A 446-nucleotide genomic window follows, 5' to 3' on the forward strand; every position below is an offset into this window, starting at 1 on the left:
CCCGTGGCCCACGCCACCGACGGCGGCGGCTCGATTCGCATCCCGGCGTCGTATTGCGGCCTGTTTGGCCTCAAGCCCACGCGCTATCGCACCCCTCAGGGCCCGGACACCTTCGAAGGCTGGTTCGGTGCCAGTTGCGGTCATGTGGTATCACGCAGCGTGCGCGACTCGGCACTGTTGCTGGACGTCAGCCACGGTCATGAAAAAGGCAGTCCCTACTGGCTCGCGCCACAGGCCATAAGCTACAGCGAGGCAGTGCGGCGCAGCCCCGGTTCGTTGCGCATCGGCGTGGTCGATCAGGCCATGACCGGCCTGGAACTGGACGCCGATATCCGCAGCGTTTTGAACACTACTGTTGATCTGCTGTTGGGTCTCGGACATCGGGTAGACCCCGTGACCCTGCCCGTCGACCCGCAGCAGGTATACGGCGCTCACGGCGCCGTGGG

The 446-nt window shown here is 65.5% G+C and carries 1 protein-coding gene; it reads left to right on the top strand.

Features of this window, described 5'->3' with window-relative positions; genetic code table 11:
- Positions 1-446 (top strand): amidase family protein (locus GHO03_RS24760; RefSeq protein WP_256668782.1); only part of this gene is annotated, 446 nt, incomplete at both ends.

It is taken from the genome of Pseudomonas sp. FSL R10-1339 (genome assembly GCF_009600545.1).
Lineage (GTDB): Bacteria > Pseudomonadota > Gammaproteobacteria > Pseudomonadales > Pseudomonadaceae > Aquipseudomonas > Aquipseudomonas bubulae.